Raw genomic sequence first — 22897 nt, 5'->3', positions numbered from 1 at the left:
AGCCTCAGTAGTTTTTTTCTTAACTACTGAGGCTTCCGTCTCTTTCTTGTATTCAGTTGTCTATGCCGTTCTTTCATCAGCATAATCATTCTATCAGGATAAAGTTCATAATAAATAGCTTCCATCTGCCAGCATATCCAGGCACTCTTTAAATGAGTGTTTACTATTATTGATTATTCCATTTTTTATATTCATCAAGTCTTTGAATGTACCCGGAAATTTGTTCTATGCAACGCCGCAATTAATGATCCCAACTGTTCTTGCTTCATATATTGTATTTCATCAATAAAAAACAAATCGGTGTTTCTGTTTTTAAAGCCGTCTCACCTATCGTAGTAAAGACATCTGTCAAACTTTGCGTCAAGTTATTTGATACGTACAATTCTCGGTCTTGAACAGATAGAGAGAATCATTCCATTCAAGAATGCCTCGGCGAACTTGGTCCACTAGTTAACACCTAAGCAAACCTTGATAATTCTATTTCCAGTTCTCCATTATATATAGCAACCGGTATCTTCTGTGTAAAATCATATTCAAACATCTTATCATTTTCAAAATCAAATACCGTGACCTTCTGTAACGGCTTATCAATCACCCAATATTCACGCACTCCGGCAGTCCGATATTTAAATTGTTTTACAACATAGTCCATTCTCTCACTACTCGGGGATACAATTTCAATAATCCAGTCCGGTGCACCATGACAGCCTTTTTCATCAATCTTTGATAGATTGCAAATCACTGATAAATCCGGCTCAACATAATTTCTATCGTCATCATTCAAAAAAAACGGCAAATGGAGCCATTCCCACTTGACATGAGCCTTTATGATTCAATATAAAATCACGTATACTGTAATGTAAATCTCCAAGCATGAATGGATGTGTTGAAGTTGGCGGTGCCATATCATAAATTTTCCCATCTAAAAGTTCTGCACGTTCTACTCTGGCAAAGCATAAATATCATCAACCGTGCAACCATAATTTTCTTTTGGTAATGGCATATTTAAGACCTCTCTTTCTATGTATCTTTCATAACATACAGGGGTTACCTGATAAACGTAGTAATTTAACCAGTTACTTACTGTTATTATATTCTAAAACCGTGCAGTTATAGGCTTTTCCAGACTTTTTGTCTCCACGTAATATTATAATACCACCAATTTGTCTCCACGGGAACTTATTTTATACCTTTTTCTTTCATATTTTATGCATAAAGAAAGCCTTCCAGTATGCCCACTGGAAGACCTTCCTTATTTGAATAACTTCGTATATTCAGTTCTCGTATCCGCAATGTGATAAATATATACTGTGTTCTTGATTACTCTGTAAATTGACACATGTTTACCGCTTATCACCATTCTATAGCCTTGTTCGTTCAGCCAGTCATCAGGTGTCCTTGATCCAGAATCCGGAAAGTCCCCTAACCTTTCGATTCCGTCTAAAATATGGTCACTGACTTTTATTGCTGTCTCCACATCAAAATTGATTAAATGCCAATCTTCAATCTTCTTTAAATCTTCCCATGCTGCTGGGGGAATCTCTACTTTATACTTCATTTGCCCGTTCTCTCAATCGTCTTCTTGCTTCTGCAACACTCATGGTCGGTTGTCCTTCGATACGCTCCTGCTCTGCCTTCAGAACTTTCTCTCTTAATTCCAGCATCTGCTCTCTTTTCTCAAATGCTTCTATATTCATAACAACCAAATCACCGTCACCATTCTTTGTAATATAAATCGGCTCATTCGTCTCTTTCGCAAGATTGGATATTCCAGCATAATCATTTCTCAACGCTGTTGATGCTTTTATAATCATCATATCACCTCCATTTATTATGATATAATTTTACTATAATTATGATAGGTTGTAAAGGCTATATCTGAAACAGAATCCATATCATAATTACACAACCAACGAATCACCAGGAAATGTAATAATGCTGTTCTTCTTTTCTTGCTTGTATCTTGAATCAATAATCTCTTCTCCTGACTCTGAGAGTTTTTCCAATTCATTATCCAGCTTATCGATTTCATTCGAAAGATGCTTTGGCAGCTGATAGTATTGCTCGAATATTCAGTCCGTATTATCCGTCTTCTTCCGCAGAAGCCTTCTGAAACCGCGTAAACTCCTCCAGATCCGGCGTTCCGTCCAGGTCATACGGAGTTACCTGATAAACGTAGTAATTCAGCCAGTTTGTGTAAAGATTGTTCGCCTGTGCACGCCATGTCAGAAGCGGACGATTGTCCGGATTATCATCTGGATAATAATTCTTCGGTATATCAATCGGAAGTCCTTTTGAAAGATCTCTCTTATACTCCTGATCCAGTGTCATGCGATCATACTCTGGATGCCCCATCACAAAAATCTGACGTCCATCCTTTGCCATAGACAGAAATGCTCCTGCTTCATCAGATTCTGCCAGGATTGTAATTCTGTCATCTGCACGCAGCTTCTCAACCGGCACATCTGTATGTCTGGAATGCGGCGCATAGAACACATCATCAAATCCACGTACAAGCGGAATTCTACGGTTCAGGACACGGTGTCTGAACACTCCAAATAATTTATGGTCTAACTGTTCTTTCTGAATTCCATAATGATAATACAATCCTGCCTGAGCTCCCCAGCACAGATGGATGGTAGACATAACATGTGTCTTGGTCCACTCCATAATCTCTTCTAACTCTTTCCAGTAATCCACTTCTTCGAATGGTATTTGTTCTACCGGTGCTCCGGTAATGATAAATCCATCAAATTTCTGATCTTTTATATCTGAAAATTTCTCGTAAAATTTATTCAGATGGCTGGACGATGTATTCTTAGATTCATGACTGGATACAGCCACAAATGTTACATCAATCTGAAGCGGTGTATTGGACAAGGATCGTAAAATCTGCAGTTCTGTATCCTCCTTAAGCGGCATCAAATTCAGAAGTCCAATTTTTATCAGACGGATATCCTGATGTGTTGCACGATGTTCATCCATCACAAATATATTTTCTTTTTCCAGTATCTCTTTTACCGGAAGGTCATTTTGTACACGAATTGGCATAATTTATGCTCCCTTCTGCTTTTCTTTTATTTTTCCTCTGCTTTACTCTTAATCTCTTCTGAATGGATATACTCTCCCGAAGAATCCACATAACTCCATTCGTCATATGAATCTGACCGGACAGGCAGTTTCTTTTTCTTTAACTTATTATCCAGAATCATATCTACAATATAATAGATGACTGCAAATGTCGGGACCCCCATAACCATACCGACAAAGCCAAACAATCCGCCACCGAGCAAAATAGATGTTACGACCCAGAATGCTGACAGTCCGGTAGAGTTTCCAAGAATCTTCGGTCCCAGAATATTCCCGTCAAACTGTTGTAAAACCAAAATAAATATCAGGAAATAAACTCCTTTCATTGGATCTTCCAATGCGATCAATATCGCACTTGGAATCGCTCCGATATATGGCCCAAAAAACGGAATTACATTTGTCACTCCTACAATCACACTTACCAACATTGTATATGGCATATTCAGAATTGTCAGGCCAATAAAGCACAACAGACCGATAATTGCTGAATCCAGAATCTTGCCGATCACAAATCCTCCGAAGATCTCATTACTTTTTGTTGTAATATGAAGAACCATATTGGCACGATCTGCACGGAACAATGCATAAACCGCTTTCTTACACTGTCGTGCAAATATTTCTTTACTATAAAGTATGTAAACAGATACAATTACACCAATCAGCATGTTAAAAACTTCACTGATAGCATTGAAGATTCCGACTGTCAGGTTCGACATCAGACTGTTCACCTGCGTCATCAGATCAGTACGCAGCCAATTTGTCAACATTGTCGTTCCTTCTTCCAGCGCATTTTTCAAAATAGCAACTGTTGTACTGTCTTCCAGTTGGATAGAATTAATCTTATCCAGTGCATCATTGACCTGTTTTGGCAATGTCAGTACCATATTACGGATACTGCTGTAGAGTTCCGGTATCAGCATATTTAATAATAGCGTAATCAACACAATTAATATGATTAACGATACGAAGATACCGACACTTCTGGATACATTTTCAGCCTTCTCCGGCTTTTTCATGCGTTCCTGAAGCTTGGGAATCAAAAATGCATCTACCCTTTTTACAATCGGATTTAAGAGATATGCAATAGCACACCCGTACAATACCGGTTTTAATACATCTATAATTTTAAAAATCACATCCGAAATATGTCCTAATCTTAAAAGCGCAAAATAAAACAGAATACAGGCTGCAACAATTACAAATACTGTCATTCCCCGGTTGATCTGCTGCCGTATTCTGGAGGGTCTGCGTCCTCCAATCTGTGGCGCTTCCTCGTAATAGGCTTTTTCACGTTGTTTTTTTTCTTCTCGAGTTTTAATTTCTATATTACCCATATTCTTCTCTTCTTTCCTAAGCATGTATAATTATTATACCCTCAGAAATATACCCCGTCAACTGCGAAACTTTGAAGAAATTCTAAAGAAAATATAGAACAAAGAATGTGCCTTGGCACATTCTCGCGCCGAGCGCGGTCGCTTGCGACATAATTCTTATTCGCGCGAGTGCGCATCCTGCCGGAGGCTTTTTGTATAATAGGAAATGCAATTTCCTATTATACAAAAAAAAGAGAGGACCTGCCTCTCTTTTTCTAATCACATATATTCATTTTTAGCTAATGACAGCCACAACTAAATGTTGCGCATTCTGTCTCCTGACATCGACTGGCATTTCCGCCTTCCACACTGATTTTTCCGGCATGACAGTGACACTGTTCATTGTACATACATTCTGTAGCCTTACAGTCAATCTCACTCTTTGGAGATGCCTCTTTCATAGTATTACTGTAACTGTTTCCATCTTTTCTCTCTTCAAAGCTGTCACAGCATGTATCCTGTGCATGTTTTGCAGAGCTTCCACCTACTTTGATACTATCAAGATCACAATAATAATTCTGGTTATGCAGACATGTCTGTACTGTACATTTTAATTCTGGCATAATGCTACCTCCTTTATTTTATAACATAGCTTATTATGCCCTCACGCCGCAAAAATATTCTTATTATTTTATTTTTCGTCTTCTTTTACAACTTCTCGTTTTACTCTGTCAGCAATCTCTTTCTGAATATCTGCAATAAATGTTTCCAGATTCTTCTGTCCTTCATCTCCTGCAAAACGGCTTCTTACTGATACGAGATCTGCCTCCTGCTCTTTTTCACCTACAACAAGCATGTATGGTATCTTCTGCATCTGAGTCTCACGAATCTTGTATCCGATCTTCTCTGCTCTGGAGTCGACCTCAGCACGAACACCTGCTGCATTTAACTCATCAAGAACTTTATTGGCGTAATCCATATATTTATCAGAGATTGGAAGTACTTTTACCTGTACCGGAGCTAACCATGTCGGGAATGCTCCTGCGAAATGTTCAATCAGGATTCCAATGAATCGCTCAATAGAACCGAATGCTACACGGTGGATCATGATCGGACGATGTTTCTCTCCGTCAGCTCCTGTGTACTCAAGTTCAAATCTCTGTGGGAGCTGCATATCTAACTGAATTGTTCCACACTGCCATGTTCTGCCAATAGAGTCTGTCAGATGGAAGTCAATCTTCGGTCCGTAAAATGCTCCGTCGCCTTCATTGACTACATAATCAAGTCCAAGGTCATTTAACGCACCACGAAGTCCTTCTGTAGCAAGCTCCCAGTCTTCGTCCGTTCCCATACTGTTTTCCGGACGTGTAGAAAGTTCTACATGATATTTAAATCCGAACAGGCTGTATACCGCATCGATCAATGCTACAACGCCTTTGATCTCGTCACGAATCTGCTCTGGCATCATAAAGATATGTGCATCGTCCTGTGTGAAGCAACGTACACGCATCAGTCCATGTAACTGACCGGATTTTTCATGACGATGTACTAAACCAAGCTCACCGACACGAAGTGGAAGGTCTTTGTATGAACGTGGCTCTGCTTTATACACAAGCATTCCACCTGGACAGTTCATTGGTTTTATAGCATAGTCTTCTCCGTCGATCTGTGTTGTGTACATGTTCTCTTTATAGTGATCCCAGTGTCCGGATGTCTCCCAAAGATGTCTGCTTAAGATAATTGGGGTAGATACTTCTACATAACCTGCTTTTTTGTGAAGTTCTCTCCAGTAATCAAGCAGTGTATTCTTAAGAACCATTCCTTTCGGAAGGAAGAATGGGAATCCCGGTCCTTCTTCACACATCATAAAGAGTCCAAGCTCTTTACCGAGTTTTCTGTGATCACGTTTTTTAGCTTCTTCCAACATTGTAAGATACTCATCAAGCTGTGCTTTCTTAGGATAAGAAATACCATAAATTCTTGTAAGCATCTTGTTCTTTTCATTTCCTCTCCAGTAAGCACCTGCAAGACTTGTAAGCTTGATTGCTTTTACCGGCTTTGTTGTCATCAGATGTGGGCCTGCACATAAATCAACGAACTCACCCTGCTGATAGAAACTGATTTCTGCATCTTCCGGAAGATCCTCGATCAATTCTACTTTGTAAGGCTCATCCTTCTCTTTGAAGTAAGCGATAGCCTCATCTCTTGGCTTCGTAAATCTTGTGATTTCAAGATCTTCTTTAACAATCTTCTTCATCTCTTTCTCGATTTTTTCAAGATCTTCTGCCACAAATGGCGTCTCACGATCCAAATCATAATAAAATCCATTTTCGATGGAAGGTCCAATCGCAAGTTTTGTCTCCGGATAGAGTCTCTTGATTGCCTGAGCCATGATATGAGATGTTGTATGGAAAAATGCTCCTTTTCCTTCCTCATTATCAAATGTCAGGATTTCTACTTCACTGTCAGAATCTACAACTGTACGCAGATCTACCAGTTCTCCATTGACTCTTCCTGATGTTGCAACTCTTGCAAGTCCTTCGCTTAAATCTTTTGCAATGTCGATAACTGACATGCTGTGTTCATACTCTTTTACAGAGCCGTCTTTTAATGTGATCTTCATGCTATTTATCCTCTCTCTTCTTTATTAATGCTTTTTGTTTTCTTTATGTATCTTTACCCCAGCCTCAAATGCTTCATTGAGTTCCGGGAAAGACTTTCGAAGTACCAGTGGCCTTCCTGTCTTATCTATGAAACAATGCTTGCTTGTTCCACGACAATGAACCATTCCTGTTCTATCGTCCTTAACTTCATATCCAACGGTTAGTTTTATTCCGTTATATTCCTTAATATATGCGTCAATACTGACCGTATCTCCGTAATAGACCATTCTCAGATAATCCGCTTCCACCGAAAGAATCGGACTGATTATCCCCTGTTTCTCCAGATCTGCAAATCCGACGCCCATGTAATCCAAAAGGTCGCATCTTGCTTCCTCAAACCAGCGGATATAATTGGAATGATGTACGATTCCCATCTGATCTGTTTCGTAATTCTGTACTTTGTGGATATATTTATTCCATGTTTTTGTCTGTTCACTCATCTTATGCTTCTTAAATATTCCTTATTTTACTCTTGGAAAATCCGGATGCTCTCCTGACCAGCCTGCTGGCTGCATAGAATCGATCCGATACATATCCTCCTTTTCAATCTCAAAATCAAACACTTGATAATTCTGTACCATCCGTTCCTTTGTCGATGCTTTCGGAAGTGGTATGACCTGTCGTTGTATCTCATAGCGAAGACAGATCTGCGCTGCTGATTTGTTATATTTTTCTGCAAGTCCTCCTAATAGTGGATGTTCCAGAACTCGTTTTCTTCCAAGCGGTGACCAGGCCTGCACATAAATTCCTTTTTCCTGGCAATAACGAACTGTCGCTTCCTGTGTAAATCCCGGATGGAATTCAATCTGATCTGCCATTGGCATGATCTCACAATTCTGAATCAGGTTTTCCAAATGATGCAAAAGGAAATTGCTGACTCCGATTGCTTTTACTTTACCTGCTCTATATAATTCTTCCAATCCTCTCCACGTCTCAACATCCAGTTCTTTCCAATCTTTATATTCTGGATTTGGAAGCGGCCAGTGGATCAGATACATATCCAGATAATCTGTTCCTAGTTTTTCAAGCGTTTGTGCAAATGCTTTCTTTACTTCTTCATATCCCATCTCCGTCTTCCATGCCTTGGAAGTCAGGAAGAATTCTTCTCTTGGAATCCCCGACTCATGAATCGCTCTTCCAAGCGCTTCTTCTGTATCATAGAAAGATGCTGTATCAAAATACCTGTATCCTGCTTCAATCGCAGTTTTTATAATGCCTTCATTATTTCCTTCTGCTGCCTTGTAGGTGCCATATCCCATGCACGGAATCTTCACACCATTTTCCAGTTCATAACAATCTTTCATTGAATTCATCTTATCACCTGCCTGAATTTTCTAAGTAATACAAGAACAACGAATGTGTCTTGGTGCATCCTGCCGGAGGCTTTTGTATAATAGAAGATGTAATTTTCATTATACAAAAAGTCCCTCACAGCAAATATGCTGTAAGGGACGAGTTCTCTTCTCGCGGTTCCACCCTGCTTAATCTGATCATAAATAAAATCAGATTCACTTCATTCTTGACGATAACGGAGTCACCGGACTGCTTTACAGCCACTCAGAGGTAGTCTTCAGAAGGTTCTGTGGATAAGAAGCTCTCAGCCTGCGGCTTCTCTCTCTGGTATCACGTTCCCAACTTACTCGTCTCTTCATCGTGTTTTCATATGTCTCATTATAGCATCGAAGATGTGGTTGTCAAGAAGTTCTTACAGATTCTTACCGCAGCACTTCTTGTATTTCTTACCGGAGCCACACGGACATGGATCATTTCTTCCAATCTTCTTCTCCTTGCGGATTGTTGTGGATTCTTTCTGCTCTTTGTAAAGCTTCTTCAGCTCTTCCTCAGAATAAATCTCTTTCCACTGTGGAAGTTCATATAACCAGTCAGCTTTTGCTGCAACCATGTTCTTATAAAGCTTCTCTTTATCAAATGCAAGGCTTACAACTGTATTCTCATCCATTGTCTCAATCGGATTTGGTTCTTTTAAGCTCTCATCGATTCCATCTAAGAAACCTACCATAGTCAGAACTTCCTGTCCATACTTCTCAGCAAGTTCTTTTACTGTTCCTTTTACTTCCTCGTCCGGATTAGAAAGAAGCTGTTCATAAATCTCTTTCTCAATCTGGAAATATGTTCCCCAGAATCTCTGCAGAGTTGCTCTGTCAGCGCTCTCGTCATATGCAATATCTTTCCACTGCTCTAATAATGTACGACTCATCTTAATATACTCCTTTGTATCTTTTCATCCTATCCGTCTTATTATATAACATTTTTTCATATTTTCAAAGACCTGTTTGCTTTTTTACTGCCGATTTTATATAATGATGCTAGTTGATCAAATTGAAAGGACTTTCTTATGAAAAAAGTAAAACGTATTCTTGCTCTTGCCGGTGCCATGCTTTTATTCGCACTCTACGCCAGCACACTTATATTTGCATTTATCGACTCGGATGTATCCCTGACTTTCCTCAGGGCTTCCATTGCATGCACGATTATTCTCCCGGTACTGATTTATGCCTATATTCTTGTGTACCGTGTTACTAGAAGAGACACTGACATAAACTCAGAGGACCAGGGCGACCAGAATAGTCCGAAGTAAATCCATATTTTCGTTTCTCTTTTTTCTCTTTTCTTTTGTTCAAATACTCCAGCGGCGATATTGGCTGCTGGTAATCTTTCGTTTCCCTGTTATTGTTCTCCATTGCAATACCTCCTACAACACCTGTTAATCAGTCTGTTTATCCCGACTTTACTATTATATGGTGCTATGTCTGCTTTTATGACTGCTTTTGTTCTATATATTTTTGTCTCTGCAACATTTATGAACTCCCCGCCAGATGATTTTTCATCTGACATCTGTAATATTAACAGGAAAATGTGTACGACCTGTGGAAGGAATCTGAAGAAAACCTTATGAATTTATAAAATAAATGCAATTTCCGATTAGAACAAAGAATGTGCCTCGGCACATTCTTGCGCCTGCGGCGGTCGCTTGCGACACCTACCTTGTACGCCGCAGTGCGCATCCCTAGCGGAGCGTTTTTTATATGTTAGGAAAGAACTTTCCTAACATATAAAAAAGAGATTACCTCCCATTCGAAGTAATCTCTTATTATTTCGTCTTACAGTATAAGATCCATGACTATAACTCTCAGTTTTCAGTCTGCAATCTCTGATTTTCAATCATTATTTACTGAGTGGTGACTCACGATAAATGATGTCCTCACGTCCTGGTCCGTTAGATACCATTGTAATCGGGTATCCAATCTCCTGCTCAACAAACTCGATGTATTTTCTGCAGTTTTCCGGAAGCTCTTCATACTTCTTGATACCACGGATATCACAGTTCCATCCTGGAAGCTTTTTAAGAACTGGTTTTGCTTTCTCAAGATAATGTGTCGGTGGGAAGTCTGTTGTAATCTCTCCATTAATCTCATATCCTACACATACCGGAATCTCTTCCAGGTATCCAAGCACATCAAGAACTGTAAATGCTACATCTGTTGTTCCCTGCATTCTGCATCCATACTTGGAAGCAACACAGTCGAACCAGCCCATTCTTCTCGGGCGTCCGGTTGTAGCGCCGAACTCTCCGCCATCTCCACCGCGGCGTCTCAGTTCATCAGCCTCATCTCCAAAAATCTCACTTACGAAAGCTCCTGCTCCAACAGCACTGGAGTATGCTTTACATACAGTTACAATCTTCTGAATCTCGTATGGTGGGATTCCAGCTCCGATCGCACCATATCCGGCTAATGTAGAAGATGATGTAACCATCGGATAGATTCCGTGATCTGGGTCTTTCAATGAACCAAGCTGTCCCTCTAACAAGATATTCTTTCCTTCTTTGATTGCATTGTGAAGGAACAATGATGTATCACATACATACGGTGCGATCATCTCTTTGTACTCCTGCAGCTCTTTATATAAATCGTCTGGATTGATCAGCGGTTTGTGATACAGATGCTCAAGAAGAACATTCTTCTGCTCTGCCACACGTACAACTTTCTCTTTTAACAAGTCATCGTCAAATAACTCACTGACCTGGAATCCAATCTTAGCATATTTATCTGAGTAGAACGGAGCAATTCCGGACTTTGTAGATCCGAATGACTTTCCTCCAAGTCTTTCTTCCTCATATGCGTCAAAATTCTTGTGGTAAGACATTACCATCTGTGCTCTGTCAGATACAAGGATCTTCGGCATCGGGACATCTCTTTCCACGATAGAATTAATCTCTTTCATCAATACAGGAATATCAAGTGCTACACCATTACCGATAATACTTGTTGTATGTCCATAGAACACACCGGATGGTAATGTGTGAAGCGCAAATTTTCCATAATTATTAATAATGGTATGCCCTGCGTTGGCACCTCCCTGAAAACGTACGATGATATCCGCTTCCTGAGCGAGCATATCAGTAATCTTACCTTTACCCTCGTCTCCCCAGTTTGCACCTACTACTGCTTTAACCATATCTATTCCTCCTGTGTTATTAACATAATAAATCACCTTATGCATTATACTATATTTTTCTCCACTTGTACAATGTATTTTCACAAAAACCGACAGAAATCCGCTGTTTTTACATAAGTGGAGCAATCAGGCGCAATACCTGACCGGATATTTTGGTTGCAAGTGTCTGTTTTTTCACTTCCATAAGCGTCACTTTATGGCTTTTTGCAAGTGTCTGTTGAAAGTCCCGTTCCACTTTGTCAACTTCAGAATTATTATAAATAAATACTCCACATTCAAAATGCAGATACAAACTCCGATAATCCAGATTAATACTTCCTACCGTCGCAGTATCATCGTCCGATACGAATACCTTTGCATGCACAAATCCTGGTGTATATTCATAAATCTGTACTCCGCTCTCGATCAGTTCCTTGTAATAAGTTTTTGCAACTGCAAAAGCATACCATTTATCCGGGATATGCGGCATTATAATAATTACTTCGATTCCGCATTTTGCCACACGAGTCAATGTTGTGATCATCTCATTGTCCAATATCAGATACGGCGTCATAATATGCACATATTTCTTTGCATGATTTAAAATATGGAAGTATACTTCCTCGCCCACGTTCTCATCGTCATATGGACTATCTGCATACGGAATAACATATCCAAGTTCCCGTCTGAGCCCCTTAACCTTCGGTGTCAGATACTTGCGGTAATCTTCCGGTTTTCTAGCCTCAATATTCCACATCTGAAGGAACATCATAGTAAAGCTTTGGACAGCATCGCCTTTTAACATAACCGCGGTATCTTTCCAATGTCCAAAACGGACTTTTCGATTAATGTATTCATCACCGAGATTCACACCTCCCGTATATGCTACTTTGCCGTCAATAACACAGATTTTTCTATGATCCCGATTATTCTGTGAAGTAGATAAGAACGGTTTGATCTTGTTAGACATCTTACACTGGATTCCATAACTTCTGATGAGTTCCGGATAATCGTAAGGGAGCATCGAAATGGCACACATGCCATCATACATAAACCGGACTTCTACACCTTCTGCCGCTTTTTCCTTTAATATATCCAGGATCGTCTCCCACATATATCCCTCTTCTACGATAAAATACTCCATAAAAATAAACTTTTTTGCCTTTTTCAATTCCTGGACCATGGAAGCAAATTTATCTTCTCCCAACGGGAAATACTTAACTGCAGTATTACGGTATGTCGGAAATCCTACCTGATGTGACAGAAAATAGGACAAATGTGCATTGGCTGATTTGCTCGCCCAAATTGCCTCTACGATTTCCTGATCCTGCTGCATATACAGGTCTGTCTCTATCCTAAGTTCCGCGAGTCTTGCTTTCAAAAATCTGGTTCCTATCTGAAACTGGACAAACAGATAGAATAAACTTCCCACTACAGGAAACACAAGAACACAAAGTGTCCACGTCATTTTAAACGCTGGATTCCCCTTGGAATTGATGATATGGATCAGTACCAGAAGACTCACTGCGCGGAATGCTCCATATATGTAAGTTGTATAAGCATTCAGATAATATGGAATCATAATAAAGATTCCAAGCTGAATCAGAATCAGGAGCAGCATGATACCAGTTCGGCTGAAAACAATTCGAAAAAGGCCCTTTTTTGCTACTTTTGCTACTTTTGACTTTTTAAAATTCTGTTCACTACTCATGTCTTTCTCCTTCTTCGCGTTCCTCTAGACTGTCGTTTCGTCATTTCTCACAAATACTCTTTTTATATTTTAGCACATTTTCCCATTTGTCTCAACAACCCCGGCTCGACATATTTCTCACATTTTTATTAAATATGTTACGGGAAATTTATATATTTTTTATAGACTCTCCCTTTCAATTTTGTTAAAAAAGTATTACAATATTGCTATTAGTAGAAATTTCATCGTACGAAAGGAGATTTTATTATTATGGCTAAATGGGGAAAGAAATTATTAGGTCTCGCAGCAATTGGAGGAGCTGCAGCAGGTCTTGTTTATTATCTTAAGAGCAAAGAAGAGCTTGACCTTGATGATTTTGATGATGAACTGGACGATGATGATTTTGATTTAGATAATGATCTGAAGCCAGTTGGCGAGCGCGGCTACGTTCCGCTTACACCTAAAAAAGAGGCAGAAGACGCAGACGCTTCTGATGATGAAGAAGCTCCTGAAGCTGTTGAGGAAGCTGACAAAGCTGACGAAGAACATATAGACGAAGCGATTGCCAAAGAAGCTGAAGAAGCTGATGCAGAATCCAATGAGGCCGCCGAGGAATGTAGAGGTGCAGAGACTTCCGAACAGGAAGAAATTTAACAGGGAATTACGAAAAGATTTACTAAAAAACTACTAAAGGAGTTGCCAAAAAGCAGCTCCTTTTCTATACATAAACTGATATTTTATATTATGCGCAGCTGCTTCACTACTATCGCAGTCATCCATCTGCACTCTTCTATGCTCCCCAGCACTTACACAGGGTTCTTGCCGCCTCTTTAATCTGTTCTTCGCTTAAATTGGCATATCCAAGAAGAATCGTTGCTTTCCTACTGTTTTCTTCACCCACCCGATAATCTGACATTCCATAGACCCGGATATCTGATTTTTTTGCAAGTTCGATCAGTTCCTGTTCTGAATACCCATCTTCAAACGTCAGAAGCAGATGCACACCTGCATGTTCTCCGGAAATCTTGCATTTTCCCAAAAGAGGCTTTAATTCCTCAATCAGCGTATCATGACGTCCTTTATACATAGCTCTTGTCTTATTCAAATGCCGTTCATAATAGCCCTCTTCAATAAATCGCTGTACGATCATCTGATCGACTTTTGAAACGGTTGAATTCACAAAACTATATTCTCGTTCATAGCGTTTCTGCAGTTTTTCCGGCAACACCATATAGCTCATACGGATTGCCGGTGCAATGGATTTTGAAAATGTACCAAGATAAATAACTTTTCCGTCCCGGTCATATCCCTGCAGTGCCGGAATCGGTTTTCCTTTATAACGGAACTCACTGTCGTAATCGTCTTCGATCACATAACGATCCGGTTCTTCTTTCGCCCATTTCAAAAGTTCCAGTCTTCGTCCAATCGGCATAATGATCCCTGTCGGATATTGGTGAGACGGAGTCACGTATGCAATATCTGCCCCACTATCAGACAATTCTGTCACTTTCATTCCATTTTTGTCCATACCGACCGGAACAGTCTTATAGGCAAGTCCCCGGAAGAGACGATATGCCTGTTTGTATGTCGGATTTTCAAATGCAACGACATGTTCTCTTCCAAGTATCATACCAAGAAGCATTAAAATGTAATCACTTCCGGCACCAACAATTACCTGTCCCGGTGTACAATTCACGCCTCTGGCCTGATGCAGATAATTACAGATTGCCTGCCGGAACCCAAGTTCCCCTTTGGATTCACCGGATCTGAACAGCTCTGTTTTATCATCTGTCAGTATATCTTTAGAAAGCTTTCTCCACGCATTGTAGGGAAAGCTTTTTAAATCCACTCCGTTTGGCGTAAAGTCATAACGGTATCGTGGCTTCTGTTCTTTTTTTTCTTCTGTTGGTGTTTTTGCAGGACGGATCTGATATAACTCATCAATCTTTGCTACAAAATATCCTCTGCACGGCTCCGATTCTATATAGCCTTCTGACAGTAACTGTTCATACGCAAGCTCTGCCGTACTGCGGCTGATTTCCAGATGTCTGGCAAGAGCTCTTGTGGAAGGGAGCTTCTCTCCATAAGAAATCCTGCCATTCTGGATATCACTTTTTATATAGTTGTAAATCTGTTCATAGAGGGGAACTTTTGAATCTGTCTTCAGATTCATGGTCAGTTCGTTCATGTTATTCCTCTTTATTTCTTAGGCAGTTTGAAAGAGCTCTTCAGTGACACGATTCTATTGAACACCAGATTCTCCGGTGTAGAATCTTTACTGTCAACGCAGAAGTATCCATTTCTTACGAACTGGAAGCTGTCACATCCCTTTGCCTCTGCAAAGCTATCCTCTACATAGCAGTTCTTGCGGATTTCAAGAGAATGTGGATTCAGGTTCAGAGAACCGTCCTCTTTATTGTATACACCTTTCTCTTCATCTACAAGATTCTCATAGAGACGAATTTCTGCCTGTTTTGCATAAGGTGCTGCTACCCAGTGGATCGTTCCTTTCACTTTACGTCCTGTAAATCCTGTTCCGCATTTTGTCTCTGGATCATAAGTAGCGTGAACAACTGTCACATTTCCATCTTCATCTGTCTCATAACTTGTACAGGTCACAAAATATGCATTCATAAGACGTACTTCATTGCCTGGGAAGAGACGGAAATATTTCTTCGGAGGCTCGATCATAAAATCGTCACGCTCAATGTAAAGCTCTTTGCAGAATGGAATCTGTCTCTTTCCAAGTTCCGGATTCTCCAGGTTATTATCTGCTTCCAGATATTCCACCTCTCCTTCCGGATAATTGTCGATCACAAGTTTAATTGAATCTAGTACTGCCATCATACGCGGACGTTTCAATTTTAAATCCTCACGAATACAATACTCAAGCATTGCATAGTCTACCGAACTCTGGCTCTTGGATACTCCACACAGTTCGATAAACATTTTCAGAGATTCCGGTGTGAATCCTCTTCTTCTGAGTGCTGCGATGGAAACAAGTCTTGGATCATCCCAGCCATCTACGATGCCGTCCTGAACAAGTTTCTTAATGTATCTCTTACCTGTCACAACATTTGTCAGGTATAATTTTGAAAACTCAATCTGACGCGGTGCCGGATCAAACTCGCACTCTTTTACGACCCAGTCATAGAGCGGTCTGTGATCCTCGAACTCCAGTGTACAGATAGAATGTGTGATATGCTCTACTGCATCCTCAATTGGGTGAGCAAAATCGTACATCGGATAAATGCACCATTTATCCCCTGTGTTGTGATGTGTCATATGTGCCACACGGTAAATGACCGGGTCTCGCATGTTAATGTTCGGAGACGCCATATCGATTTTCGCACGAAGTACCTTTGTTCCATCTTCAAACTCACCATTCTTCATGCGTTCAAAAAGCTCTAAGTTTTCTTCAACACTTCTGTCACGATATGGGCTGTCCTTCCCTGACTCTGTCAGTGTTCCTCTGTACTCGCGAATCTCATCAGCACTGAGATCACACACATATGCTTTTCCCTTTTTGATCAATTTTACTGCACATTCATACATGGTATCAAAATAGTTAGAAGCAAAATACAGATGGTCTTTATAATCTGCTCCTAACCACTGCACATCTTCTTTGATAGACTCTACAAATTCCATATCCTCTTTCATCGGGTTCGTATCGTCAAATCTTAAATGAAATGTTCCACCGTATTCTTTCGCAAGTCCGGAATTTAAAAGAATAGACTTTGCATGTCCGATATGAAGGTATCCATTCGGCTCTGGCGGGAATCTTGTGCAGACCTCTGTATAAACTCCCTCTGCCAGATCTTTATCGATTTCCTGCTCTATAAAATTCTTAGAAACTGTCTCTTCTGCCATTTCTCTCCTCCTGATTTATATGAATTATTTTAATTCAAGAATGCCTCAGCATTCTTGCTTCTTCCATTCCCATATCACTCAATATTTTACCCTATGACGGCACAGATTACAAACGTTTTTTGAGCGTTAAAATTGCCTGTACAATAATTGCACTGTGGTCGACCGCAATCTCACCTGCTTTTTCCACCTGAAAATGTTCCTCGCGCACCAGCTCGCCACGGATCGTCTGTACAACTTCTGCCTCTGTATCCAAGCCTCTGCTTACATTTTTCACGTGAAGTTTATAGTGATATTCCATCTGTTTTTCCAGATCTGACACAGCGCCTTCATAGCATTTCAAATCATTCTCTCTTTCTTCTGTGCTGACTCCTTGTAGATTCACCTCACACCACACAGCATCCGCGGCGTCATCACCTGCCTGTACTTTCACAGCATTTTCCGGAACGACCGCCATATATGCAGTCGTGATCACGCGGGTCCGCGGGTCTCTGTCATAATCCCCATAAGTTGCAATCTGTTCCATAACAAGCCCCTTTACACCTGTCTCTTCTTCCAGCTCACGCCTTGCAGTCTCATCTAAATTCTCCCGCATATTGGCAAAACCGCCCGGCAGTGCCCAGTAACCAATACTTGGGTGATTGCTTCTCTTTACAAGAAGAACCTTTAATCCGTCAATAGAATCACAGCTTTCCCCTTCATATGCAAATATGACTGCATCTGTCGTATTGCTTGGTGTTTCATATTTTCTCGAATCATACAGTTCCAGGAATTCTTCCAGATTCTGTCCCGCCTCATTTTTCTCACCAGTTCCGTAAAACTTGCTAAAATCATTTAAAAAAGCTGTCATGATACATCACTCACTTTCTATACTTCTTTCTTCATTCGATAATACGCCTCTGGCATCCATTTTCCCTTCCATACATAGAGTGCGATCAGTACTGCACCGATCAGCCATGTCACCGGATATGCCGTCATAACATAAGACAGTTTGTGGTCGATTCGAAGTACCGCCCAAATCCAGATAACTCTGCATACACATAAGGATACAAGGAATACAACCATTGTCTGAAATGTCTTTCCTGTTCCCCGGACTGTTCCTGCCATAACATGTAAGAAACCAAGCAGCCAGTAGAACGGACAGAAAAACTTCATAACATAAATTCCATACTGGACTACATCTGGTTTGCCAGAAAATACTCCAATGACCTGCGGCGCAAAAATTAACAATAATATTCCGGAAATAATGGTATATCCGACGCCCATACCTGTTGATACCCACATTCCTTTCTTCACGCGGTCATATTTTCCTGCGCCTACGTTCTGACCTGCAAATGTACTGGCCGCCATACTGAAACTCAGCACCGGAAGAATATTGAATCCATCTACTTTTACATAAGCTGCATAGCCTGCCATTACAACTGCACCAAAGCTATTGACGCTGGACTGTACAATAACATTTGAAATGGATATAACAATATTTTGAAATCCTGTCGGCAGACCGATCTTCAAAATCCTTCCAAGCAGATTATCATAAAACCGAATATCACGTAGTCTTACATGATAACTTTCCTGGCTTCTCATTAAAAATCCCAGAATAAAAATACAGGATAAAAGCTGGCTGATATCTGTTGCAAGAGCCGCTCCAATAATTCCCATTTTCAAAATCACAACAAAAAATATATCTAAAAATATATTGGAAACCGCTGCAATAATCAAGTAGATTAATGACCGTCTGGAATTTCCCACTGCATTGAGAATTCCTGCTGACATATTATAAATAACAGAAAAAAATATTCCGCCAAAATACACCTGCAGATACTGTGATGATTGTTCAAATACTTCCTGCGGTGTGTCCATTGCCCGCAAAATCATCGGTGTTGTCATAACCCCTGCCACTGTCAATATCGCTCCTGCTGCCACGGCAATTGCAAGTGTCGTATGTACTGCTTTCCTTACTCCTTCACGATTCCCGGCTCCAAAAAACTGAGAAACAACGACTCCGGCACCTGCGGATGCACCGATACAGAATCCAACCAGAAGATTGATAATCGCGCCACTGGATCCGACTGCTGCCAATGCCTCACTCCCAATCCAGTTTCCCACAATAATAGAATCTACTGTATTATATAATTGTTGAAATAAATTTCCCAAGATGAGCGGAATGGAGAAGAATAAAATTTCTTTCCAAATTGCCCCTTCTGTCATCACTGTACTTTTCTTACTCATATTTTCTCTCTACACCTCTCTTCTAACACCCAAAATTCTTCTTTCAGCTATACTCTTCTTTGCCCTGCAGTCATACGATTTTAAAAAGTCAGATAGTAAAAACCCCGTAAACTCACGTTCTTCGCGAATTTACGAGGTTAATTTAAACAAGCTGCCTAGCGGAATCGAACCGCCGACCTCCGCCTTACCAAGGCGACGCTCTACCGACTGAGCCAAGGCAGCGCGCATATGTTCTATGCAACGTTAATAATATACAATATCCGGCACTTGTTGTCAATGCCTAATCGAGTATTTCTATTTTTCAGCATTCCTGTTTTTCATAACTTCTCTTTTTCCAGAATCTTTTGCGTCTTTGCTTTAATTCTTTGCAAGGCATTATCCACCGTCTTTGGACTTTTGTCTAGAAGCCTTGCTATCGTGCGGTAATCGGTGCCCATAAGATGCAGATAAAGTACACGGTTCTCAAGATCACTTAAGCTCTCTTCCAGTTTACTTTCCAGAAGTTCTGCGTATTCCTGGCTGACTAATAGTTCTTCCGGATTGCTGTTTTTATGTGCTTCCATCGTATTGATCAGAGGTTCTTTCTCCTCCGTCATATCATAAAGTGAAACATAAGAATTTAACGGACTGTGTTTCTTTCTCCTGGAAGCCTCGATTGCGGAGTAAAGCTGTCTGGAAATACACAGTTTTGCGAAGCTGAAAAATGAACTATTCTGATCCGGCTCATAATTCTGCACCGCTTTAAAAAGACCGATCATACCTTCCTGGATCAGATCTTCATTTTCTCCTCCAAGAAGATACATAGCATTCGCTTCTTTTCGTACAAGATTTTTATATTTTTCCATAATATAATCTACGATTCTGTTGTCTCCATCGCGCAGCTTCTGAATCAGTTGTTCATCTGTCATCTTCTCATATCTGTCCATAATTATCCAAGCCTCTGTCTTACAATCTCATATGCAAGAACTCCGGTTGCCACAGATGCATTCAGGGAATCAATATCCCCTTTCATCGGAATGCTTGCAACAAAATCACAGGTTTCTTTTACAAGACGGCTGACACCTTCTCCTTCATTTCCAATCACAAGACCGATCGGACCTGTCAGATTCAGCTTATACATAGACTCACCACCCATATCCGCACACACGAACCAAAGCCCTTTTTCTTTTAATTCTTTCATCGTTTTAGTCAGATTAGTCACTTTTGCAACCGGTGTATAGTTGATTGCTCCTGCCGATGTCTTTGCCACAGTCGCCGTCAGTCCTACCGCTCTTCGTTTAGGAATAATGACTCCATGCGCACCTGCCAGATTTGCAGTACGGATAATCGCACCCAGGTTGTGTGGGTCTTCAATATCGTCCAGCAAAATAAGAAATGGATCCTCTCCCCGCTCTTTTGCCAGTGCCAGCATATCCTCTACCTGTGCATACTCATAAGCCGCTGTATAAGCAATCACTCCCTGATGTCTTCCTGTCTGCGAAAGCTGTGTCAGACGTTCTTTATCTACAAACTGAACCAAAGTATCATGCTTCTTTGCCTCACGTACAATCGTCCGCACCGGGCCGTCCTGGCAGCCGTCCAGAACAAATAATTTGTCCACTGGTTTTCCGGAACGAAATGCTTCTAAGACCGCATTGCGTCCCTCAATCATATTTTCATTTCCATGTTTGTCTTTGTGTTCTATCATGAAATTCTCCTTCTTCAAAACTTACTCAAATCCTGCTGCCAGCTATTCTTCTTCCTTTAAAGCGGACCTGTCAGAAACACTGCAAAGCCCGATCTTCACCAAATCCAGCAGTCGTTTCCAGTCCTTTTTCAGATACAGATATCCCATCAACGCTTCAAATCCCGTAGCACGTCTGTAGTCTGTGATGGATTGATTCTTTGCAGGAGACACACTTTTGGCATTCCTTCCGCGTTTGTATATGCCATGCTCTTCTTCTGTTAAATGTTCCTGAATGGTACGCATCATTTTGGACTGGGCAGATGCCTGTACATAAGAGCTGGTTTCCTTATGCATTTTCTGAACCTGTTTATTTCCCTCATTCATCACTAAAGATTTAATTACAAGGTCAAAAATGCAGTCTCCAATATAAGCCAGAGCAAGAGGTGAATATTCTCTGATATCCACCTCTTTCATCTGGAAAATCTCCTGCATATAACTGTCAAACTGCCAATCTACGCTCTTTTCCATTGTACTCCTTCTCTTGTATCTTTCAAAATGATACCTTTTTCTAATAATTCATCACGAATCGCATCTGCTCTTGCAAAGTCCTTTGCTTTTCTTGCAGCCTGACGCTCCTCAATAAGTTTTTCAATATCCTCTGCCAGAATTTCTTCTTTCTTCTCTACAATAAGACCAAGAACATCTGCAAGCTTCACGATCAAGTCTTTGATCTTTCCAAGATACTCTTTTGTCTTCTTGGCATCTGCATTGGTGTTGCTGTATCTTACAAGCTCAAAAATTGCAGCTACTGCATCTGCTGTATTAAAATCATCATCCATCGCATCTTCAAATGCTTTTACAAACGAATCTGTCTGAGCGAAAAGTTCTGCTTCCTCTGCAGTCATCGGCTCATCCTTTGCATTTTTTATAAGGAAGTTCAGGTTATCTACTGCATTTACAATTCGCTCCAGACTGCTCTTAGCTGCTTCCATAAGCTCAGCACTGAAGTTCAATGGACTTCTATAGTGTGCGCTCAGCATAAAGAAACGAAGCACCTGAAGATCATACTGCTCACTGATCTCACGGACAGTTCTGAAGTTTCCGAGAGACTTACTCATCTTGCGATTGTCAATATTTAAAAATGCATTGTGCATCCAGTAATTTGCAAATGTCTTTCCATTGGCAGCCTCACTTTGGGCAATCTCATTTTCATGATGTGGGAATACAAGATCTTCTCCACCGGCATGAATATCTATCTGCTCTCCAAGATATTTCTTGGACATCTCAGAACACTCTGTATGCCACCCCGGACGTCCGTCACTCCATGGGGATTTCCAGAATGGCTCTCCTTCTTTTTTCGGTTTCCAGAGAACAAAATCCAATGGATCTTCCTTCTCATCTGCACCAGATACAAGAAGTGAGCGCTCTCCGGAGCGAAGATCATCCAGATTCTTGTGGGACAATTTACCGTACTCTTTGAACTGGCGGGTTCTGTAGTAAACAGTACCGTTCTTTTCATAAGCATATCCCTTGTCCATCAGTGTCTGGATCAACTGAATCATACCTTCAATTTCCTGTGTTGCAAGCGGATTTGTTGTTGCAGGCTTTACATTCATGCCAGCCATATCTTTCTTACATTCTTCAATGTAACGCTGTGAAATCTCTTCAGCAGTCACACCTTCTTCATTTGCCTTTGCAATAATCTTATCATCTACATCCGTGAAGTTCGATACATAATTTACATCATATCCTTTATATTCGAAATATCTTCTGACAGTATCAAATACGATCATCGGTCTTGCATTACCAATGTGAATAAAGTTGTATACAGTAGGTCCACATACATACATGCGGACTTTTCCTTCTTCAAGTGGTATAAATTCTTCTTTTTTCTTGGACATTGTATTATAAATCTTCATTT

At 40.5% G+C, this 22897-nt stretch carries 21 protein-coding genes, 1 tRNA gene, 1 pseudogene and 1 other annotated feature; of the genes and pseudogenes, 2 read left to right on the top strand and 21 right to left on the bottom strand.

Annotated elements, in window-relative coordinates:
• Positions 1 to 457: 457 nt before the first annotated feature.
• The 10 genes and pseudogenes from C7E02_RS20390 to C7E02_RS00495 all read right to left on the bottom strand — a co-directional run bounded on the left by C7E02_RS20390 (position 458) and on the right by C7E02_RS00495 (position 9284).
• Positions 458 to 1003: pseudogene (locus C7E02_RS20390) on the bottom strand (Uma2 family endonuclease).
• 249 nt (positions 1004 to 1252) lie between these two features.
• Positions 1253 to 1558 carry a type II toxin-antitoxin system RelE/ParE family toxin gene (locus tag C7E02_RS00535; RefSeq protein ID WP_029731658.1) on the bottom strand — a complete coding sequence of 102 codons (306 nt, stop codon included), beginning with the start codon at positions 1556 to 1558 and terminating at the stop codon, positions 1253 to 1255.
• Positions 1548 to 1814 carry a type II toxin-antitoxin system prevent-host-death family antitoxin gene (locus C7E02_RS00530; RefSeq protein WP_022279080.1) on the bottom strand — a complete coding sequence of 89 codons (267 nt, stop codon included), beginning with the start codon at positions 1812 to 1814 and terminating at the stop codon, positions 1548 to 1550. Before C7E02_RS00530 ends, C7E02_RS00535 begins: the two co-directional genes overlap by 11 nt.
• A gap of 268 nt (positions 1815 to 2082) precedes the next feature.
• Positions 2083 to 3051: a homoserine O-acetyltransferase MetA gene (gene metA / locus C7E02_RS00525; RefSeq protein ID WP_005339261.1), complete on the bottom strand. Its 969-nt coding sequence runs from the start codon at positions 3049 to 3051 to the stop codon at positions 2083 to 2085.
• A 26-nt stretch (positions 3052 to 3077) separates the two neighbouring features.
• Positions 3078 to 4424, bottom strand: coding sequence for an AI-2E family transporter (locus tag C7E02_RS00520; RefSeq protein ID WP_005339258.1), 1347 nt, complete (start codon positions 4422 to 4424; stop codon positions 3078 to 3080).
• 278 nt (positions 4425 to 4702) lie between these two features.
• Complete coding sequence (locus C7E02_RS00515) at positions 4703 to 5026, bottom strand: DUF1540 domain-containing protein (RefSeq protein WP_005339256.1); 324 nt, start codon at positions 5024 to 5026, stop codon at positions 4703 to 4705.
• A gap of 68 nt (positions 5027 to 5094) precedes the next feature.
• Positions 5095 to 7026: a threonine--tRNA ligase gene (gene thrS, locus C7E02_RS00510; RefSeq protein ID WP_105308528.1), complete on the bottom strand. Its 1932-nt coding sequence runs from the start codon at positions 7024 to 7026 to the stop codon at positions 5095 to 5097.
• Positions 7027 to 7050: 24 nt separating this feature from the next.
• Positions 7051 to 7506, bottom strand: coding sequence for an acyl-CoA thioesterase (locus tag C7E02_RS00505; RefSeq protein WP_105308527.1), 456 nt, complete (start codon positions 7504 to 7506; stop codon positions 7051 to 7053).
• 21 nt (positions 7507 to 7527) lie between these two features.
• Positions 7528 to 8379, bottom strand: coding sequence for an aldo/keto reductase (locus C7E02_RS00500; protein WP_022279075.1), 852 nt, complete (start codon positions 8377 to 8379; stop codon positions 7528 to 7530).
• A gap of 131 nt (positions 8380 to 8510) precedes the next feature.
• Positions 8511 to 8727, bottom strand: a binding site (T-box leader).
• 44 nt (positions 8728 to 8771) lie between these two features.
• Entirely contained in the window at positions 8772 to 9284 is a 513-nt protein-coding gene (locus C7E02_RS00495; protein ID WP_005339251.1) for an SEC-C metal-binding domain-containing protein, read from the bottom strand.
• Between the two features lie 138 nt (positions 9285 to 9422).
• Between C7E02_RS00495 and C7E02_RS00490 the strand changes: the two genes are divergently transcribed.
• A complete protein-coding gene (locus tag C7E02_RS00490) occupies positions 9423 to 9665 on the top strand; it encodes a hypothetical protein (protein WP_005339248.1) in 243 nt (80 codons plus the stop codon).
• 587 nt (positions 9666 to 10252) lie between these two features.
• On the opposite strand, the gene C7E02_RS00485 is transcribed toward C7E02_RS00490, so the two are convergent.
• The gene (locus C7E02_RS00485) at positions 10253 to 11545 is read right to left on the bottom strand and encodes an adenylosuccinate synthase (protein ID WP_005339246.1); all 1293 of its coding nucleotides are present in this window, start codon (positions 11543 to 11545) and stop codon (positions 10253 to 10255) included.
• A gap of 109 nt (positions 11546 to 11654) precedes the next feature.
• On the bottom strand, positions 11655 to 13235 hold the full coding sequence (gene cls / locus C7E02_RS00480; RefSeq protein WP_105308526.1) for a cardiolipin synthase: 1581 nt from the start codon (positions 13233 to 13235) through the stop codon (positions 11655 to 11657).
• A gap of 249 nt (positions 13236 to 13484) precedes the next feature.
• On the opposite strand from cls, the gene C7E02_RS00475 reads away from it, so the two are divergent.
• Positions 13485 to 13868 carry a hypothetical protein gene (locus C7E02_RS00475; RefSeq protein ID WP_022279073.1) on the top strand — a complete coding sequence of 128 codons (384 nt, stop codon included), beginning with the start codon at positions 13485 to 13487 and terminating at the stop codon, positions 13866 to 13868.
• A gap of 136 nt (positions 13869 to 14004) precedes the next feature.
• Here the strand turns inward: C7E02_RS00475 and pdxR are convergent, their stop codons facing one another.
• From pdxR to cysS, 9 genes are all read right to left on the bottom strand, one after another.
• Complete coding sequence (gene pdxR / locus C7E02_RS00470; RefSeq protein ID WP_005339243.1) at positions 14005 to 15402, bottom strand: MocR-like pyridoxine biosynthesis transcription factor PdxR; 1398 nt, start codon at positions 15400 to 15402, stop codon at positions 14005 to 14007.
• An 11-nt stretch (positions 15403 to 15413) separates the two neighbouring features.
• The gene (locus C7E02_RS00465) at positions 15414 to 17084 is read right to left on the bottom strand and encodes a glutamine--tRNA ligase/YqeY domain fusion protein (RefSeq protein WP_105308525.1); all 1671 of its coding nucleotides are present in this window, start codon (positions 17082 to 17084) and stop codon (positions 15414 to 15416) included.
• 106 nt (positions 17085 to 17190) lie between these two features.
• The gene (locus C7E02_RS00460) at positions 17191 to 17931 is read right to left on the bottom strand and encodes an NUDIX domain-containing protein (RefSeq protein ID WP_105308524.1); all 741 of its coding nucleotides are present in this window, start codon (positions 17929 to 17931) and stop codon (positions 17191 to 17193) included.
• Positions 17932 to 17948: 17 nt separating this feature from the next.
• Positions 17949 to 19310 (bottom strand): MATE family efflux transporter, encoded by a 1362-nt coding sequence (locus C7E02_RS00455; RefSeq protein WP_005339238.1) that lies wholly within the window; start codon positions 19308 to 19310, stop codon positions 17949 to 17951.
• A gap of 149 nt (positions 19311 to 19459) precedes the next feature.
• Positions 19460 to 19532: transfer RNA gene (locus C7E02_RS00450), tRNA-Thr, on the bottom strand.
• Positions 19533 to 19627: 95 nt separating this feature from the next.
• The gene (gene sigH, locus C7E02_RS00445; RefSeq protein ID WP_005331453.1) at positions 19628 to 20236 is read right to left on the bottom strand and encodes an RNA polymerase sporulation sigma factor SigH; all 609 of its coding nucleotides are present in this window, start codon (positions 20234 to 20236) and stop codon (positions 19628 to 19630) included.
• A gap of 2 nt (positions 20237 to 20238) precedes the next feature.
• On the bottom strand, positions 20239 to 20997 hold the full coding sequence (gene rlmB / locus C7E02_RS00440) for a 23S rRNA (guanosine(2251)-2'-O)-methyltransferase RlmB (protein WP_005331454.1): 759 nt from the start codon (positions 20995 to 20997) through the stop codon (positions 20239 to 20241).
• Positions 20998 to 21039: 42 nt separating this feature from the next.
• A complete protein-coding gene (locus C7E02_RS00435) occupies positions 21040 to 21504 on the bottom strand; it encodes a Mini-ribonuclease 3 (protein ID WP_005331457.1) in 465 nt (154 codons plus the stop codon).
• Positions 21489 to 22895, bottom strand: a complete 1407-nt coding sequence (cysS, locus tag C7E02_RS00430) for a cysteine--tRNA ligase (RefSeq protein WP_005339235.1) — start codon at positions 22893 to 22895, stop codon at positions 21489 to 21491. The genes C7E02_RS00435 and cysS overlap by 16 nt, the downstream gene beginning before the upstream one ends.
• Between the last annotated feature and the right edge of the window lie 2 nt (positions 22896 to 22897).

It is taken from the genome of Dorea sp. Marseille-P4042 (assembly GCF_900290215.1).
Lineage (GTDB): Bacteria > Bacillota > Clostridia > Lachnospirales > Lachnospiraceae > Dorea > Dorea formicigenerans.
Note: the sequence above shows the minus strand (reverse complement) of the source record. Positions and strands in the feature narration are given on the sequence as shown.